We start from the raw sequence: 1,836 nt of genomic DNA on the forward strand, positions 1-1,836 counted from the left end.
ACATAATATTTTATTAGAAAATCATTGTTATTTCTAAATAAAATATCTAAAGTTCTTTTATAATAATATTATATAGCTTTGGTATTATTATTTTTAATATGGAGGTATACCGTAAAAATAATAAGTACTGGTATAAAGAAATTTTGAATAAGAACTATCAGTGTAATAATCTCTTCTTTCTTCGGTGTACATATAATTAGAAGGCTGATACCATTGGTTAATATAATAGTATACAGTAAAAATCTTACCTATTATACTACTTCCAAGCTTTATTGATAATTCTTTTACAATTTCTTTAGCTTTAGTAGTATCTGATCTTGTCAGTACAGTAGCTATTGTAGCAATTGCAGTAGTTGTCACATCAACAAGTATAGAGTTACTATATGGTACTCTTTGGGCACCTGTAACCCAGTCATAACTAGAGTAACTTAAACTGTTTAAATTAAAAGCATTTTTATTATGAATCTGATTAGTTAAATCATAAGATTTATTATAATCCTTTACATAATCACTTACCTTTGATCCTTTATTATCTAAACTAGATTTAACCAAATCTTTTTCTAAATTTACAGTTATAATTTCTTTTGTGCTTTTAGTAATATTAATCATTTCATAAGTGTACTCTTGTCCTTCTTGTTTGATCAATTTTCCATCTATGTTGTCCAATTCTTGAATAATGCTAATTTCCTGAGATTTAGAATTTGTTTTACTAAAATCTCTAGCCGATGCAAGTGTAGTTTGAGAAGATATAATTAAGCAAGAAACTAATAAGCCAGATAAAACCTTTTTAAAATTCATGTAAACTCCTCCTATAATTTAATTATTTTTACAATTAAATTATACCCATAAATTAAATATATTACAATTATTGTAATATACTGTAATATATGCTATACTTTATAAGTAAAAAATAGCTTATGGGGGATGTTATGAAAAAATATCTATCAATCATACTGTATCTTTTAGGAATTAGTAATATTATTTTTTCAATTGGAATATTGACTAATTTATTATCAAATTTTAATAAACTTTATGCTTTAATTTCTATAATAATTGTTATTTCTGTTATTGGAATTAAAAAATATAAAAAATGGGCAGTGTATCTATATTTGCTATCATCAATTTTTACTCTAATACTTTTCGTATATACAAGAGTTCATTATATAAACTATTTTATTCTTTTAATTAACTTGGCACTGATTTATCCAGTAAAATTTTATTGGGATGATTTTAAATAAGTATTTATTATTTTAGTAATTAAAATTTAAATATTATGGAAAGCTATTGTCATACAGTAATTAAATATCTAAAAAGATTAAAAGCAATTTGGATAATAATATCCGAATTGCTTTTTTATGTGTGCCCGGCATGGGCGTAATCTAATGGGTGCGAGTCCCTAGTGCGGGTTGATAGTGCCAAGCACATAGCTAAGAGCAAGGGTGTCCATAGTGAGGTGGAATCTGAAGGAAGTTTAAGGCAAACTTCCGGTCTGACGAACAGAAATCTCATAAGGCATGTGTATGTCGGGTAAGGTTGTTTAACAAGCCAAAGCCCTAAACTATCCGGAGACATACAGTGTAAATGAGGCAGACATATGGAAGGAAAGATTGCGTTCTTACCCGGGGATATCTCACGGACGCATTGAAACAAAGAGTATGATATGCGGTTGAAACAAGATTTGTCGTGAGAAGTCAGCAGAAGCCATAGTACCGAAGGTAGTCGACAACCATCGGGAAGGGCTGAACTTTAGGAGATGAGAGTAAATGAATGTTACTGATAAAGAAATTAAGTACAGACAACTTCATAAAGAAGGCTGTCGGCAGAAAGTATCTGCGG

The 1,836-nt window shown here is 28.8% G+C and carries 2 protein-coding genes; one reads left to right on the forward strand and one right to left on the reverse strand.

The window, feature by feature from the left end; genetic code table 11:
• Window positions 1-93 precede the first annotated feature (93 nt).
• Entirely contained in the window at window positions 94-798 is a 705-nt protein-coding gene (locus TA89_RS16210) for a hypothetical protein (protein WP_040214847.1), read from the reverse strand.
• Window positions 799-929: 131 nt separating this feature from the next.
• On the opposite strand from TA89_RS16210, the gene TA89_RS16215 reads away from it, so the two are divergent.
• Window positions 930-1,238, forward strand: a complete 309-nt coding sequence (locus tag TA89_RS16215; RefSeq protein WP_040214848.1) for a hypothetical protein — start codon at window positions 930-932, stop codon at window positions 1,236-1,238.
• Window positions 1,239-1,836: the final 598 nt, after the last annotated feature.

This window comes from Clostridium polynesiense (assembly GCF_000820705.1).
GTDB lineage: Bacteria > Bacillota > Clostridia > Clostridiales > Clostridiaceae > Clostridium_AA > Clostridium_AA polynesiense.